The sequence below is a fragment of the Syntrophothermus lipocalidus DSM 12680 genome, from assembly GCF_000092405.1.
GTDB lineage: Bacteria > Bacillota > Syntrophomonadia > Syntrophomonadales > Syntrophothermaceae > Syntrophothermus > Syntrophothermus lipocalidus.
In genome coordinates, this window is record NC_014220.1 from 599253 (window position 1) to 615945 (window position 16693).

The window sequence follows — 16693 nt, forward strand, 5'->3', positions numbered from 1 at the left end:
CCCAAGGGATAGAGAATAGACTGAATAGATTAGGAGGAGAGGCCCTTTTACATGGAAAGGGCCCTCCTGCTAGGAATTAGTGCAGCACTTGCAATTGGGGCGAAATCTAGGATCTGACGAACGAAAGGGGAGTTGCCCATGTCCTACGAAGCGATTCAGGTAACCAGAGAAGGCAAGGTGGCGGTCATCACCCTGAACCGCCCTCCCATGAATCCCTTGAACAGCGCGGTATTCAGGGATTTAGCTAAAGCAGCGGACGAATTCAGCACCGATGCCAGAGTGAAGGCGGTTATTATTACTGGGGCTGGAGGTAAAGCATTTGCGGCTGGGGCAGACGTCTCGGAAATGGCTACTCTTACCCCTGTGGAGGTATACAGTTTCTGCCAGGGCTCGAAGATAGCCTTTTCGAAGCTGGAGAACCTGAATAAACCTGTTATTGCCGCTGTAAGCGGGGTGGCGTTTGGTGGTGGTTGCGAGTTAGCGTTGGCTTGCGATTTTCGTATTGCGGCGGACAACGCGAAGTTTGCCTTTCCGGAAACTGGCCTAGGTATAATTCCCGGTGGTGGTGGGACACAGAGACTGCCTAGGCTGGTCGGGGCGACCAAAGCCAAAGAACTAATCTTTCTGGGCGACATAATTGACGCTGTTACAGCAGAGAGAATCGGGCTAGTAAACAAAGTGGTGCCGGCGGATGCCCTCATGGAAGAGGCCATGAGGATGGCCAATAAATTGGCGGAGAAGCCCTTAGTTGCCATACAGATGGCTAAGGCCGCTATTAACCTGGGGGGGAATGTTGACCTTACCTCTGGCTTGGAAGCGGAGATTCAGAATTTTGTCATCGCTTTTGCCAGTGCGGATGGCAAGGAGGGCCTATCAGCGTTCGTGGAGAAGCGAAAACCGAACTATACGGACAAGTAGATGATAGACAATACACGATGGAAATGTGAGGTGAAGGGAATGAGCGAGTTACCCAAAGGGGGAACCTTTCTCTTCGGTCAGACCGATCCTCAAAGCGTGTTTACTCCGGAGGACTTTACCGAAGAGCACAAGATGGTCTATCGGACGGCGTTAGGGTTTGTTAATGACAAAATCCTGCCCGTAATGGATGACCTTGAAGCCAAGAAGGAAGGCCTTAACAGGGAACTTCTACTAATGGCTGGAGAACTGGGACTTCTGGGGACCGATGTTCCGGAGGAATACGGCGGATTCGCCATGGACAAGATCAGCACCAGCATTGTGGCGGAGTGCATGGGACGTGCGGGTGGATTTGCCATGACCCATGGGGGGCAGACGGGTATTGGTCAGTTGCCTATTGTCTATTTTGGCACCCATGAGCAGAAGATGAAGTACCTGCCAGGGATTGTCAGCGGCGAAAAAGTTACTGCGTACGCCCTGACTGAACCGGGGGCAGGTTCAGACGCTTTGGCTGGAAAGACATGGGCGGTCCTCAGCCCGGATGGAAAGTACTACATCTTGAATGGCACCAAACAATTCATCACCAACGCCGGATTTGCTGACCTGTACATTGTCTTTGCCAAGATAGACAGGGACAAGTTTACGGGCTTCATCGTAGAAGCCGACTCCGAAGGCCTTTCTACCGGTCCCGAGGAACACAAGATGGGGATCAAGGGCTCGTCGACCAGGACGGTGATACTTGAAGACGTAAAGGTTCCGGTTGAAAACGTTCTTTTCGAGATTGGCAAGGGACACGTAATCGCCTTCAATATTCTGAACATGGGACGCTATAAGCTGGCGGGCAATGCCGTAGGTAACTGTAAGTTCGCCATTGAGCTGTCTGCACAATATGCAAATGATCGCAGGCAGTTCAACCAACCAATCGCTGAGTTCGGTCTTATAAAGGAAAAACTAGCCGAAATGAATACCAGGACGTACATCGCCGAGAGCATGGTCTACCGTACGGGAGGATTGCTGGACCAGATGATGCACACGTTGGATTTGTCTGGTCCTGACAGCGGCCAGGTGGCAGCCAAAGGGATTGAGGAATATGCATTGGAGTGCTCAATGAACAAAGTTTTTGCCACTGAGGTTCAAGGTTATGTTATGGACGAAGGCGTACAAATTCATGGAGGGTACGGATTCACGTCGGAGTACACCATTGAAAGGCTGTACAGAGACTGCAGGGTATATCGGATATTCGAGGGCACTAATGAGATTAACCGGACTGTCATAACGAGTACCTTGGTCCGCCGCGGACTGAAGGGAGACATTCCGCTCAAGGAGGCCATTGAAGGATTACGGGCCAGGTTAGCATCCGGAATTGGACCACGGCAAAACGAAGGCGAATTGGTACAGGCTGCGAAAGACATGCTGCTGTTGAGCTTGGGTGTGGGCATTGATAAGTATGGTCAGGGTCTGCTCAAGCATCAAGAGATTGTCGGGAAAATCGCGGACATGGCCATGCTTACCTTTGGAATGGAGAGCGGTTGGCTCCGTGCCCAGAAGGCATTAGCCAATACTGGCGAGGCGGACGCAAGAATTAAGCTAAACATGGCGAGAGTCTTTATCAATTCCGCTATTGGCACCATATTTAACTTGGCCAGAGAGGTCTTGGCAGGACTTGCCAGCGGTGAGGAATTAGCTGGGCTCCTGGCGGACTTGCAGAAGTTGTGCCAGTACACGCCGAGCAACACCATAGCTATGAGACGGGAAATTGCGGCGGCTGTCTCGGCGGCGGCTAGGTATGTTGCGTAGGGTGGCCGTAGCAAAGGATTCTCTCATTCGGCTCAGTCTGAGAGGTAGAAAGAGAGACCCCAAGGGTAACCCGTCGAGAATAGCTTGGGGCAGTAGCCTAGGCATGTGTTGGCGTTGGTTTAGTTCACTGGGAGTCGAATAAATGTGAAGGGGGAGATGGAGAATGTCGGGAAATAATTCGGGCGCAGGATTCGCTAATCCGACCCCTGCGGGTCTGGTGGCACTATCAATGGCTTGCTTCGCGTTCTTTGCACTGTTAACGGGAAGGGTAGACCACTCGACCACACCGGTTATGGCTTTTTGGCTGCTCGGCGGGTTCATTGTACAGATAGTGACAGGCGTCATTGAGCTGAGAGAGGGTAATCTTCCGGGAGGTAACATATTCACTTGGTTCGCCGCATTCTTTATGTTCACTACCGGGTGTGTCTTCCTTTTTGAGTATCTCGGGCATTCTCTTAACTGGCATATGAGTGGTGCCGTAGAAGGGTGGGCCTGGGCAGCATTGACGTTATCGTTATTATTCTGGACACCGGCTTATCTCAAGGCGCCGCTGTATTTGTTCGCAGCGATAGTGTTTATGGATGTTGCTTGTCCAATGCTTACTCTGATGAAGCTAGGCATCCTGGCTCCGACGGTTGCTCCTATTATTGGGTGGCTCATGCTAATCGCGGGTTTACTCGGTCTGTGGCTAGGGGCCTGCATAGTCGTCAACGGGGTCTTTGGACGAGAGGTATATCCCTGCCCGGGACCCATTTTAAAGGATTAAGGTGAAAGGTGTACTCAGGAACCGGATCCTAGAGGACTAACGGTAGGCGCTCGTGCATCGGTCTTTAGGAAAGCTTAGTGGCAGGAACGTTGTAGTAAGGAGTAAGTCGCCCCCCGCGGGGTTGGCTGGCGAGTCAAATGAAAGGGGCGTATGCCTTAGGGAGACCAGGGCAGTGTTATGGGAGTGTGGCTGCGATTGTCCGAGTTTCGCGGCGCGAGAAGGTCCTATAAAGTACCGGGTCCTTGGCCTGGCCGGGGTATGGACACCTAGCCCCTGAAGCGAAGTCGGCGCGGAATCAGATTGAGCGAATGAGAAATATGCGATTCTGACGCAATTATGTCCCTAACTACGAGGGCACCGGTCTTAGGACCGGTTGCCCTTTTTGTTTTATCTCGCTAGGGCAAAAGGTTTGTCACGAACGCCGGGGACAGGGGAGAATTGTGGATATTTTTTCGGTGGTGAGGTAACCACGAGGGCTATCGGGGATTGGGCTTCGGTTATCTTTCGTAGAGCGCTTGAGAGGGGGGAAGGTAGCGGCGATCACGAATCGGGTGTGTTAAAGGTTGGAGCGGGTAACTGGTCTTATCATTGAGGGTTGGAGGTGAAAATGGTAATGAACGTCTGCGGGCTAGTAAGTAGAAATGCCTCGCTTCGCCCGCACAGTAAGGCTATTATTTGCGGTGATGACGGGAGGATATATAGCTGGTCCGAGTTTGAGAAGATGGTCACGAGATTCAGCAATGCCCTGGCAAGTATGGGGGTGGAAAAAGGGGATAGGGTGGCAATTTACCTGCCGAATTCGCCGGAGTTTTTATTCACGTATTTCGCAGTAGCAAGGATAGGAGCCATAGCCGTTCCGTTTAACATTTTGTTCAGAAGCGGAGAAATAACGTATGTCCTCAACAATTCAAGGGCCAAGGTGCTGGTTGGTGCTTCGGCCGAGACGAGAGAGTACCTTGCCGGCGCCGGGGGTGACGTGCCTCATCTAGAAAAGGTCATTACAGTGGGGGAACGGATAAATGGAAGCCTCGATTTCCATGCGTTGGTGTCGCGTGCTCCAGAAGCGTTCGATGTGGTTGACTGCAGCCCTGATGATATAGTATCTATACTTTACACCTCGGGCACCACCGGACAGCCGAAAGGAGCTATGCACAGTCACGGGAATTTGATGGCCATCGGGACACTGAGCTCAAGAATCTTACGAATTGACGACCAAGACGTTCTGCTGACGCCGACTCCCTTCTGTCATATATGTTTTGTGTTGAGCGCGCTGGGGCCTCTGAATGTAGGAGCCTGCTCAGTGACTATGCGGAGATTCAGTCCGGACAAGGCACTGGAGCTGATATCGCGCTACCGGGTCACTCACTTCACCGGTGTTCCTACCATGTTTATATACATGCTGCATCATTTCGAAGAGGATAAATACGACCTCACGTCTTGGAAGTATGCGTATGCTGCGGGAGCTTCTATGCCGGTCCAATATATTAAGGAAGTAGAAGAGAAGTTCGGAGTAGAGTTTGCAGAACTGTACGGTCTCACCGAGACTACCTCCACGGTAACGTATAATAGGATCGGACACGGTAAGAAGGGATCAGTTGGGCTCGCGGCTGAGGGGACCGAAGTGAAGCTGGTGGACGAGGCCGGAAACCAGGCCCGGGTCGGTGAAGTTGGCGAGATACTGGTGAAGGGACCCGGAGTTTTCAAGGGTTACTGGGAAATGCCGGAGGCAACCAGGGAGGCATTCGACGGGGAGTGGTATCGCACTGGTGACCTTGGGAAATACGATGAGGAAGGGTACTTGTACATTGTTGGAAGGAAGAAGGAGATGATAGTTTGCGGTGGATACAATGTCTATCCTCGGGAGATCGAAGAGGTTATTTGCCAACACCCAAAGGTCGCGGAAGCTGCCGTTGTGGGCGTTAGAGATTCGGCTAGAAACGAGATTCCCAAGGCCTTTGTCCGACTGAACGAGGGCGAGGAGATGACGGAGCAAGAACTACTAGAATTCTGCGCGCAGAGAATGGCTTCTTATAAGGTACCGCGTCAGGTGGAATTTGTACCCGAGTTGCCGAAGAGCCCCTCAGGGAAAATCCTAAAGAGATTGCTACCCGCAAGCTAAACCAGACAAGTGTATATGGTTTCTTATGTCCGGCGGTGGTAAGGGTCAAATTTGTTCGGGTACTCGCGAGCTCAAGCTCAGGGGAACACCAGGGGAACTTCCCGCAAATTCAATTAATTTATACGTAAGACGTACCACTACAAACATGGTAGGGGTACGTCATTCTGTGATCTCACTACCAACCCGCGATTGGGCGTCCTTAATCCAGGGGGGGTAGAATTTTTCATGGAAAGATGGCCCTTACGCCGTATCCAAAGATGGAGCCTTCTTCTTGACTTGAATGGCCTGTCGGTCGGTCCCGCCGATGAACGCAAAAAAGTACGGCGACAAGATGAAGGATATCGCCGTACTATTATATGGAGGAGGTAATTTTAGGATGGGCTACTTCGTAATGGTACAGGCTACTGTAATGATATCGCTATTGATCTATGCACTGAGTGCGTCGGCTTCGTGGTTAAGCGGGTTGTCGACCGGTTTCTTGAGGAACCGCAACATGACCAAAGCGATAGCCAGGAATGCAGCCGCCACCAGGTATGCTCCATTATACGAATTCGTATAATCGACGATTCGGCCGCCCGTGATTGGACCGATTACTCCGGCGATTCCATATGCGGTAAACACTAGGCCGTAGTTCATACCGCTATGCTTTAGGCCATAATAATCGTACGTCATAGCAGGGAAAATACCGAGCAAAGAACCCCAACATATCCCGCAGGCTGTGATGCCACACACCAAGAGGCTGAAGTTAGTGTAGAACCTGAACAGTAGCATGTTTATCATCTGAACCATGAAGACAAGCATCAGGGTTTTCTCGCGCCCGAGATTGTCCGATAACCATCCGCCCAGGAAACGGCCCAAGCAATTGCAAACAGCGAGGAGAGAAACGAGGGCGAATCCCCATTCGATGTTGGCTTGCATTTTCCCAATCATGGCTGCTTGACTCGTTACCATAAGGCCTGCTACGACACCGAAAGCGTACATGCACCATATGAGATAGAATTGATAAGTAGAAAGCATTTCAGAAGGGGTATATTGCCGCTGCGGATTGGGGAGTACACTTGGCGAGGAATCTGAAGCTTCTTCTGCTTTGTAACCAGCCGTCGGCCGGGAGAGGAATTGCGCGAATATGAGGATTGCGATCATGAAGGCAATTCCCTCGATAATAAACGTCTTTTGGATGCCGACGTTACCTAACAGATACTGGGTCAACGGGGCGACGTAAACTGAGGAGAAGCCTAGCGCAGCAACCACTAACCCTCCGATCATGCCCCTCTTCTGCGGAGGGAACCAGCTCACTGCTGCGGGTATCGTGCCTGCATATCCTACTCCTAACCCTATGCCAAATATCAAGCCAAAGGAAACGACCAGCATGGGCAGAGAGGTCGCGTAGCCGGAGAGCAGGAACCCGATTCCAGTACATATACCGCCTATTACCCCGCATACCCTAGGCCCATATCTGTCAAAAATACGGCCTCCGGGTACCATCATCAGTGCAGACAACAGGATTAGGGCAGTAAAAGGGAGTGATGCTTGGGTTTTCGTGTAACCGAGCTCTTTAACGAGGGCCGCCGCGATTATGCTCCATGAATAGAAACAACCTAGGGCGAGGTTGACTCCCATCGCGCCGACCGTCACTATCCAACCCTTGTTTCTTTTATTCATAGAATAACTCCTCCTCATGTTGTGATATGATAATTCATAGTATCAACTTAACGCTTGAGAACTTCCACTTGTTACCGAGAGGGTTATCCGCTAGTGGAAAACCAGATCAACCCAAGTAGCCACAGGACGTCATTTTTTGCCTTTGTTTATTTCTTTTGCCCTCATTTTCCGGTAAAGGACAGTCCGGTGGATGCCCAAACGCTTGGCTGCCATGCCAATGCGTCCGCCACACTCCTCTAAGACCTGTTTGATGTATTCCTGTTCCACTGCTTCGAGCACACTTTTCAATGTCCCGGAGTGTGTTGAGGGAAGCCTGGTTGGAGACTTCAATAAGGAACTAACACGACCTACTTCTTCGCTTTCATCAACATTAGCTTTGGGTGCAAACTGAACGCCTTCGATTCCAAGTAGATCGCTGACAGACGTTACTGCCATTCGCTCAACTACATTACGCAGCTCTCTGACATTGCCAGGCCAGTTGTATTTGAGAAATTCCTGAATAGCTTGCAGGCTCAGCTTTTTGTTGAAGCCGTACTTCCTGTTAAGCTCTTCCAGATACTTGTTGGCTAGAACAATTATGTCTTCCGGCCTCTCTCTGAGCGGTGGGATGTGTAAAGGAATTACGTTTAGACGGTAGTACAAATCGCTTCGGAAGACCTTTTGCTCTACCATTGATTTTAGATCCCTGTTGGTGGCGGCAATCAGGCGCACGTCAACTTTTTGGAGAGACGTTCCTCCGACGCGTTGGACTTCCTGTGTTTCCAGCACTCTTAGTAACTTAGACTGCATCGAGAGAGGTAGTTCTCCGATTTCGTCTAGAAAAAGAGTGCCCTTGTCGGCCATCTCAAACAACCCCGGCTTACCCGTGCTGCTTGCTCCTGTGAAGGCTCCGGGGGCGTAACCGAAGAATTCGGATTCCATCAATTCGTGAGGGATGGCCGCACAATTAACAGGGATGAAAGGTTCCTGGGCCCGAGCGCTGATGCGGTGGATGTATCTCGCGAGGACCTCCTTGCCGCTTCCGGTTTCACCGACGATGAGCACTGTGCTGTCCGTCCTGGCCACACTATCACAGACGTTCAACACCTGGCGCATCTTGGGGCTCTGGGCGACGATGCTCTTAGTATCACCAGCCACGGCACTTGAGAGGTACTCCAGTACCATTTTGTAACGGTCTGATTTTGCCTTCTCTAATTCCAGTGCCTCGATGTAGTTATCTACCAAACTCTTAAAACGTGTGTTAGTTACCACCCATTGCACTTCCCCTTGAGGGTCGAGAACAGGAACACTTGTGGCTACAAGAAGGTTTCCGTTACGAGCTTTTAACAACGCCGTTACCACAGAACGGGTCTTGATTGCTTCCATCGTGGGCGACGGGCTGTACAGCCCGCTCTTGACCAAGTCATTAACATTTTGTCCTATAAGCTCTTCGACTTGCACTCCCAGGCAATCAGCAGTTGCTTGATTCACCAGTACGACTGTACCGTGACTGTCGGTTATAAGAATGGCGTCGTAGCTGCGCATCAAGATATTTACCAGGTCTTCTTTAGTAATGTTGTCGGCATCTGATAAATCGGCTTTTCCTTCCACAGCTTCTAACACGTACCCGCTTTGGTTAAGAAGTTGCTCTGCATACAATACGGGTCCCCCCTCTCTAGTCAACAATGGAAAGCAATAGAAAACTTATCTCCCCGTTGTTTGAAGACCGATGTATCTTGGAAGAAAGAAGACATAAGATACATCGTACCCCTTTTCGGAGAATTTTTGTCGGGACACCAACTTTTGACAACACCGGTTGTTTAGAGTAACGTAGGACCTAACGGTCCTACCCGTCCCGGAGATTCTAGATACCTGGCAGCTTTGTTCTTGGTAAACGTTAAGACCTAGTCTGCACCTCCTTATCAGGCATATAGGCCTGCCCGTGCTCCGAGTCAAGAGCATTTCAGAACTTGGGGCAAGCCCTCTTCCAATACCAGGTCAACCCCATACCCGTCTCTGACTACTCAGGGCTGATTGTCCTCTGTTTGAGTCGTAAAAGCAATAATTGTGCCAAAGAAAGCGCGGATTATTGGATATGCCTCAATGACCGACAGAAGGCATGCGGACCGATATCTTTTTAGCAACTCCTCTTGGAAGAGGACCGGAGATAGCTGCATGGGTGCAAAATAGCAACCAACAGTTGTCGCAGATAGGGTAAGCCGTAGCAAAACAACAACTGACGTGTCCCTCTTGGGTTGGGATGTGAAGGTTAGAACATGCGCGGCCGCCGAAAATTTCGGTACGACTCGTTCGGCATGACGTCATGGCATCTTGCTGCTGTCGTTTCAAAGCGAGTTTTCGGCCAGAGGGCCTTGCGGTAATGGGACTAGCATGGTCATAACGGGTTAGGGATGGGAGTTGGCGGCCGGCAACCGAACATGGTTGCTCAATGTGAAAGTTGTTGCATGCACGGGACCTTTTGAACGGCTGTTTCGGTTTTCGGGGGTAACAGTATGTACCCTCTATCGCCCGGTAGCATCTGCCATGTAAAATCGGCGGTGCAAATTTGAGGTGATTAGAAATCGCTGGCACGTTAATTGCAAGGAACAGTACCTAAACACACAATCTTTGAGGTATCTGCCGCTAAACATGGGAGCAGGCAAGGAATCGGTATCGCCGCTGCAATTAAGAACTACAATCGCTGTGATTGGGGAGGAATTGAGAACGCATGAGATACGAAGGCGACATATACCGCCCACCTAGTGAAGCACGTAGCTATATATTGCAGTGCACAATAGGATGTTCGCACAACGGGTGCACATTCTGCGGTTCATACAAGGGGAAGAAATACCGGGTAAGATCCCTAGAAGAAATCAAAACCGATATACGCATGGCAAAGATATTTTATGGAAATGTTAGAAAAGTATTCTTAGCTGATGGGGATGCGATGGCTATGGACACACCTGACCTCCTAGAGGTTCTTGAGTTTCTGTACAGCACCTTTCCTAGCCTATATCACGTCGGCATCTATGCAGGGCCTCAGAGTATTCTCCGAAAGTCGAAAGATGAACTGCGAGCCCTAAGGGATGCGGGGCTTACGATAGCTTATCTAGGAGTTGAAACGGGAGACGAGGAGCTACTGCAGGAAATCAATAAGGGAGTAACTTATGATGAAATGGTCGAGGTCGGGAAAAGGATAGTGGAGGCGAAGATCAAGTTGTCCGTTACGGTGTTGCTGGGCCTGGCTGGATCCGGTGAAAGAGCTCATGCGCACGCAGCAGGAACGGCCAGAATTTGCAACGAAATAAAGCCTGATTACTTGGCGGCTCTGACCTTGATAATTGTTCCGGGGACTGTGTTACATAAGAAGGTCCAGGCTGGAGAGTTCAAGGTGGCATCTCCCATGGATATTATAAAGGAGATGAGAATTCTAATCGAAGGCCTAGAGATAGATGGGTGTGAGTTCAGAAGCAATCATGCTTCAAACTATCTGCCAATTAAGGGGAGACTGCAAGAAGACAAGCAAGCGATGCTGGCAATTGTCGACTACGTTTTGGAAAAGAAGAATGGAAGCCTGCTCCGGCCCGATTCGTTTAGGGCATTGTGAATAAATGCAGACTCAGCTGCCGCCGACTGGCCGGCGTGTTGCGAAGAGAGGATCGCTTATGGGTGATTGTGTATGTTTTCTTCTCAGCCTACGTTTGTCTCTAACCGAGACTGCCTTCTCAATTACTAGAGTAATTCAAGATACGCGGTTGTAACACCACTACAGTGTGCCAAATCAGCAACGACCTGGAGTAGGAGTTATGCAGCTATATTGTCAGGAAAACACAACAACTGGGTATTTGCGGACCTAATGGCGGGTGCTTGTCAAGACATGTAATGCAGGGATGGCCGACGTTTACACACATCCGTCCTAGTTTTTGCGGTCATTCTGGCACGGTTATTGCTACTCACACAACAATAAGTTGATAGGTAACAGTATTCGTTTTCCTTCCATTGGTATGGATCTTATCAGCTTGGGACTCTAATAAAACTAGGGTTGAACTTTTTTTGTATTCAAAATCGGTTTCCAATTATTCAAAATGGGCTGAGACGCGATGGTTTTGTTTCCACTTTATATGTACGTAATATGTACGTAAGTATTCGAAGCTGAATAAAGTAGGCCCGAAGTATAGACTGGACTAGAGTCACGAATTGAAGTAGCGAACTCCCTCGCCTAGCCCTTGGGGGGCTTAGGCTCCCCCCTGGGGCGATTCTTTTTGATACTCGAAGGGGCCAAGAAGACTCAGTACAGTCGAACGGTCCACAACTGCCGTAACTTAGATTAATGCGATAGCTTTACCAGGATTTGAGTTCCAGTTCTACCACTTACCTCCTTATCCTTCTTAGTTTCAAGGGCGATGGCATGGTGGTTGCCGTCGCCTGCATTCTGTTTGGTACATGATCTCCGGTATGACGAGTTACAAGCTTTTATCTGTCTGGTTAGGAGGGTTTGCATGAAACGAACACTTGAGACACCTGAAGGAACCGCAGAAAGAACTGGGATTATTTCAAAAACCCAGGGACGTACCGAGGCTTCAGAGCGTGATCTTGGAGGCAGAATGCGCAAAGAAAAAGCACGGGCTCGCGCGATAGCCAAGCGACAGGCGACTGCCGAGAGAATTGCTGCTGCCTCCGAGCAGCTTTTAGCTGGGATTGAGGAAATTGCAGCTTCTTCGAGTCAGTTCGCCCGGCAGATGGAGGTGTTGGCGAAAAGCACAGTCGAGTTGGCTGAAACTGCAGAATCTGCTCAAAACACTACCGTTCGCCAGAGCAATGCTTGTGACGAGATTATGAACACCTCGTCAGAGCTGCGTGGTTTCGTTGACGAGGCGGTTACGTCTATGCAACAGTCAATAATTGCCCTTGATGCAACGCTTACCGACCTTGCTGAAGCGGCTCAAATGAGCGCGAGGCTGGGTGAGCGAGTGGGTGAGTTGGAACAGAATTCCTCGGAAATAGGGGAAATTGTGCAAACAGTGGTGATGATTGCCGACCAGACAAACCTTTTAGCCTTAAACGCTGCCATAGAGGCTGCGCGGGCAGGCGAACACGGACTTGGCTTTGCGGTTGTGGCAGATGAGGTGCGTAACTTGGCGGAAGTTTCGGACAGTGCTGCTCGTGAAATCACGACGGTAGTCCAAGAATTTCAGAAGGAAGTCAGCGACGTTGTCGGAATTATCAGGAATATGGTACAGCAGTTTCAAAGCATACACGATCGAACAGGAAGGAATAATCAAAACTTTGCTCGGGTCGCTGAATTGTTCGAGTTATACGCTAAGATAATGGGCGATGCACTTCAGGTGATAGAGGGCTTGAAGGCCAGAGCCGACGAATTATCCAGCAATTGCAGCACAGTAGCAGTGTCATGCGAGCAGATCAAAGTAGGCTGCCAGGAGTCGGCAACGGCGATAAAAGAACAGAGCAAGGCGATGGCGGAAATCAGTAACGGGACGCAGGCTTTGGCTGAAATGATGGAGGAATTAAAGAGCACCATTGATCTAGACAAACTGGCTGAAGAAGTAGCAGCGACGGCGGAGCAGTTGTCGGCTAGTATCGAGGAAGTCGGGGGGACGGCGGATGAGATCGCGGGAGCTTTGACCGAAATATCCGGCGCCATTGACAGCGCTTCGAGTCGAATACAAGCTTCTGTCCGGCTCACACAAGCTAATCAAGAAGGGGTTAAGAACATGAGGTCTTACATAGAGCAGTCCAGCCAAGTCCTGGAGGAACTAGAAGAGCTTTTTAAGGCAACGCGAAAGGACGCGCGACAAGGAGTATGGGGGGACTTACGAGCATGTATAGAACGTTACCCCGAAATCGCAAAATCGATCGCGGCTCTAAGCGAGCGGATTAGACTAATTGGCAAGACTGTTAATTCAATCGAGAATGTCTCTATTCAGACAAACATGCTTGCTGTTAACGGCTTCATCGAGGCGGCAACGGCTGCGGAGCACGGGCGTGGCTTTTCAGTGGTGGCTGGCGATATTCGTAGCTTGGCAAGTGAGACTGCAGACAATGCCGAGAGAATTAAAGACTTGGTAGAAGGGCTCGAAAACCAAATAAATAAGATTAGGGACGAGTTGATGCAATCGGAGGAAATTGCGCGTAAAGCGGATAAGGCTATAATGGCGGCTGGCAAGAGAAACGATGTTGTCGAGCAATCGCTTGCTCTAATCAATTCACATCGCCCTAAGGTAAAAGCAGCTACAGAAGATATGAGCGCGGCCATTGACGAGGCGACAGAGGGGATAGCCTTGCTGGCGAAGAAGATAGCTGATCAGGCCATTCAGATACAACAGGCTTCACGAACCGCGACAGAACAAAACCAGGCTATCAACCAGATTGCCGGTTCTGTTGAGGAAATTGCTTCTACGGCTGATGAAATGCAGAGCCTTCGGTGAGAACAGAAGCGGGATTCGGAGTGCTCCGCTCAACAGTATGAACAAAGCATAATGGTCTACGCCTTAATGGAATTCTATCCATGTCTATAAACCGGTTATATTCCGGCAGTCACGCTAATACAATGTAGCAAAAAGAAGGGCGGGGGCTATGGGCAAGAGATGGCGCTGGTTGTTGATTGGATTTATAAGTCTTGCAATAATCGGGGTCATTTACTGGTTGTATTTGGCTAAACAGGAAAGGGACATTGAGCCCCAGACGTTACTAGAGGAAACCCTACAAAATATGGCCGCGGCTAAAAGTTTTAGATACAAACTAGAATCCACCTTAACCATCGACGACCGAAGGGAGGTGGTAAGCCGGATACAAGGGGAGAAAGATGACTCCGGAAGTACTCATATAAAGGGGGAGATGGTAAAGACACCAATCGACATTTATCACATCAAAGACACCACTTACAACTGGGATAGTTCTAGTAAGAAATGGCTAGTCATTAAAGATGCAGAAGCCGATACCAGGGACGTTTTAATAGCAGAACTGGATCCACTGTCGAACCTCAATTTTAAGAGTATTTCTCAGGTGGAGAAGTTGGGCTTCGAGAAGGTTGGAGGTACCAGGTGCTTCATCATAAGCTGCAGGCCTAGCATCGAGAATGAGCTGATGGAAGTCGCATTGAAGGATTTCCGTTACAAACTCTGGGTAGACTACAGGCAAAAATATATCAGAAGAGCTACTTTAAGCGCGGTCAGCAAGAATAACCCCAACGCTCGTCTAACCATGAAAGTGGAGTTTTTTGATTTCAATCAAGATATACGAGTACAGAAGTCTGAATTGAATTGAGGCCAAACCGGCCTCAATTTTTTTGACACTTTCAAACAGGGGTTGATATAATCCAGGCAAAAGGAGTGGACTTGGCTTGTGGGTGCTTCCAAAGTCTTGCTGACCAAGAAGCAGATTCAATCGCGAGTAAGAGAACTCGGACAATCCATAACCTACGATTATGCTGGGCACGAACTGGTGGTTGTCGGTATCCTCACAGGTTCGTTTATTTTTTTGGCCGACCTGGTGAGAACTATTGATGTGCCTGTGGTCATCGATTTCATGAGTCTATCGAGTTACGGGGCCTTGACCGAGTCCTCAGGAGAAGTCCGGATATTGAAGGACCTGGAGATGCCGGTAGAGGGCAAGAACGTCTTGGTGGTGGAAGACATCGTGGATACGGGACTGACGCTCACATACGTGGTCGAAGTCCTTAAGAAAAGGCGCCCCCAGAGTCTTAAGGTGTGTGTTCTTTTGGACAAGCCTTCGCGCCGAAAAACCGCGTTTGTTCCGGATTACTGCGGTTTTGTTATTCCCGACGAATTTGTCGTGGGCTACGGGCTCGACTACGCAGGGAAGTACCGGAATTTACCGGATATCAGGATACTAGAGTTGAAGAAGGCCAAGGGCCAGGGAGGGGATGAGTGAGTGGAACGGGAAACAGTCTTGGTGCTTGACTTTGGTGGCCAGTACAATCAATTGATCGCGCGGAGGGTCAGGGATCTATCGGTATACAGCGAAATGATACCTTATTATACCCCACTGGCCGAAATCAAGGTCAAAAACCCGCGAGGTATTATATTTTCAGGAGGTCCGGCCAGCGTACATGTTCCCGGTGCTCCGGTGTGCGACCCCGGGATTTATGAACTGGGAATTCCGATACTGGGCATCTGTTACGGCATGCAACTTATGGCGTCGCAACTGGGGGGGGAAGTGAGAGCGGCTGCGGTGAGGGAATACGGAAAGTCGTTCCTGGAGAAGTGCCGGGAAGACGCGCTTTTTTTTGGCCTGCCGACTCAAATGCAGGTATGGATGAGTCACGGGGATTTGGTAGTCAATATCCCCGAGGGGTTTCAAGTTACTGCCCGCACCGGGGATTGCCCGGTGGCGGCGATGAGCGATCCTGAACGAAAACTTTATGGTGTTCAGTTTCATCCCGAGGTAAGGCATACTCCCCTGGGGGACGAGATACTGAAGAATTTTTTGTTTCGAATTTGCGGATGTAGCGGCAGTTGGAATTTGCAGGATTTTGTTCAGGAGACGGTTGAGGAGGTAAAAAGGCGGGTAGGGCAGAAAAAGGTGCTGTGTGCTTTGAGCGGGGGTGTGGATTCCTCGGTAGCGGCGGCTCTGGTGGATCTCGCCGTGGGTAAAAACTTGACCTGTGTTTTCGTAGACCACGGGCTTTTGCGTAAAGGGGAGGCCGAACAGGTGGTTAGGACTTTCCGTGAGGAAAGAGGGATGAACCTCATATACGTGGATGCGGCCCAGCGGTTTTTGGACAAACTCCAAGGAGTAGCGGACCCCGAGCTCAAACGAAAGATCATCGGACACGAGTTCATTCGGGTCTTTGAAGAAGAGGCGCGAAAGCTCGGCCAGATCGATTTCCTGGTACAGGGCACCCTGTACCCTGATGTTATCGAAAGCGGAACTGCTACCGCTGCCACCATTAAGACCCACCACAACGTGGGGGGGCTGCCGGAAGATATGCAATTCGAATTGATTGAGCCTTTGCGGTTACTGTTCAAAGACGAGGTTCGTCGTATAGGCGAACAATTGGGGCTCCCGCCTGAGATAGTTTGGAGACAGCCTTTCCCAGGTCCAGGCCTGGCGGTGAGGGTGCTGGAAGAGGTAACTCCCGAGAAAGTCGCGATTCTCAGGGAAGCAGACGCCATCGTCACTGAGGAGATAAGAAAAGCCGGGCTGGATCGGGAACTATGGCAGTATTTTGCGGTTTTGCCCCCCGTGCGCAGCGTAGGAGTAATGGGAGACGAAAGGACCTACGCTTATCCTATCGTGGTCCGGGCGGTGGTGAGCGAAGATGCCATGACCGCGGACTGGGCTCGCCTTCCCTATGAGGTTCTGGACGTAATAGCCCGCCGCATAGTGAACGAGGTCAAACACGTCAACCGCGTAGTATATGATATTACCTCTAAGCCCCCCGGCACTATAGAGTGGGAATAAGCTCGGCCTAA

11 protein-coding genes are annotated in these 16693 nt (G+C 50.2%); 9 read left to right on the forward strand and 2 right to left on the reverse strand.

Going from position 1 to position 16693, the window contains the following annotated elements; genetic code table 11:
• The first annotated feature begins 138 nt into the window (after window positions 1-138).
• From SLIP_RS02825 to SLIP_RS02840, 4 genes are all read left to right on the forward strand, one after another.
• On the forward strand, window positions 139-918 hold the full coding sequence (locus SLIP_RS02825; RefSeq protein ID WP_013174766.1) for an enoyl-CoA hydratase/isomerase family protein: 780 nt from the start codon (window positions 139-141) through the stop codon (window positions 916-918).
• A gap of 39 nt (window positions 919-957) precedes the next feature.
• The gene (locus SLIP_RS02830; RefSeq protein ID WP_013174767.1) at window positions 958-2712 is read left to right on the forward strand and encodes an acyl-CoA dehydrogenase family protein; all 1755 of its coding nucleotides are present in this window, start codon (window positions 958-960) and stop codon (window positions 2710-2712) included.
• 163 nt (window positions 2713-2875) lie between these two features.
• The gene (locus tag SLIP_RS02835) at window positions 2876-3478 is read left to right on the forward strand and encodes an acetate uptake transporter family protein (protein ID WP_013174768.1); all 603 of its coding nucleotides are present in this window, start codon (window positions 2876-2878) and stop codon (window positions 3476-3478) included.
• A 607-nt stretch (window positions 3479-4085) separates the two neighbouring features.
• Window positions 4086-5597 carry a class I adenylate-forming enzyme family protein gene (locus SLIP_RS02840; RefSeq protein ID WP_013174769.1) on the forward strand — a complete coding sequence of 504 codons (1512 nt, stop codon included), beginning with the start codon at window positions 4086-4088 and terminating at the stop codon, window positions 5595-5597.
• 426 nt (window positions 5598-6023) lie between these two features.
• On the opposite strand, the gene SLIP_RS02845 is transcribed toward SLIP_RS02840, so the two are convergent.
• Window positions 6024-7259 carry an L-lactate MFS transporter gene (locus tag SLIP_RS02845; RefSeq protein ID WP_013174770.1) on the reverse strand — a complete coding sequence of 412 codons (1236 nt, stop codon included), beginning with the start codon at window positions 7257-7259 and terminating at the stop codon, window positions 6024-6026.
• 129 nt (window positions 7260-7388) lie between these two features.
• Window positions 7389-8897, reverse strand: coding sequence for a sigma-54 interaction domain-containing protein (locus SLIP_RS02850; protein WP_013174771.1), 1509 nt, complete (start codon window positions 8895-8897; stop codon window positions 7389-7391).
• A 1069-nt stretch (window positions 8898-9966) separates the two neighbouring features.
• Here SLIP_RS02850 and SLIP_RS02855 point away from each other — a divergent pair.
• The 5 genes from SLIP_RS02855 (at window position 9967) to guaA (ending at window position 16682) form a co-directional block, all read left to right on the forward strand.
• Window positions 9967-10845, forward strand: a complete 879-nt coding sequence (locus SLIP_RS02855) for a radical SAM protein (protein WP_013174772.1) — start codon at window positions 9967-9969, stop codon at window positions 10843-10845.
• Window positions 10846-11737: 892 nt separating this feature from the next.
• Entirely contained in the window at window positions 11738-13684 is a 1947-nt protein-coding gene (locus SLIP_RS02860; protein ID WP_013174773.1) for a methyl-accepting chemotaxis protein, read from the forward strand.
• Between the two features lie 148 nt (window positions 13685-13832).
• Window positions 13833-14522, forward strand: a complete 690-nt coding sequence (locus tag SLIP_RS02865) for a hypothetical protein (protein WP_013174774.1) — start codon at window positions 13833-13835, stop codon at window positions 14520-14522.
• A 78-nt stretch (window positions 14523-14600) separates the two neighbouring features.
• Entirely contained in the window at window positions 14601-15149 is a 549-nt protein-coding gene (gene hpt, locus SLIP_RS02870; RefSeq protein ID WP_013174775.1) for a hypoxanthine phosphoribosyltransferase, read from the forward strand.
• A complete protein-coding gene (gene guaA / locus SLIP_RS02875; RefSeq protein WP_013174776.1) occupies window positions 15150-16682 on the forward strand; it encodes a glutamine-hydrolyzing GMP synthase in 1533 nt (510 codons plus the stop codon).
• Window positions 16683-16693: the final 11 nt, after the last annotated feature.

Coding starts and splice junctions, on each gene's coding strand:
- SLIP_RS02825 (WP_013174766.1), top strand. CDS start 139: ATGTCCTACGAAGCGATTCAGGTAACCAGAGAAGGCAAGGTGGCGGTC.
- SLIP_RS02830 (WP_013174767.1), top strand. CDS start 958: ATGAGCGAGTTACCCAAAGGGGGAACCTTTCTCTTCGGTCAGACCGAT.
- SLIP_RS02835 (WP_013174768.1), top strand. CDS start 2,876: ATGTCGGGAAATAATTCGGGCGCAGGATTCGCTAATCCGACCCCTGCG.
- SLIP_RS02840 (WP_013174769.1), top strand. CDS start 4,086: ATGGTAATGAACGTCTGCGGGCTAGTAAGTAGAAATGCCTCGCTTCGC.
- SLIP_RS02845 (WP_013174770.1), bottom strand. CDS start 7,259: ATGAATAAAAGAAACAAGGGTTGGATAGTGACGGTCGGCGCGATGGGA.
- SLIP_RS02855 (WP_013174772.1), top strand. CDS start 9,967: ATGAGATACGAAGGCGACATATACCGCCCACCTAGTGAAGCACGTAGC.
- SLIP_RS02860 (WP_013174773.1), top strand. CDS start 11,738: ATGAAACGAACACTTGAGACACCTGAAGGAACCGCAGAAAGAACTGGG.
- SLIP_RS02865 (WP_013174774.1), top strand. CDS start 13,833: ATGGGCAAGAGATGGCGCTGGTTGTTGATTGGATTTATAAGTCTTGCA.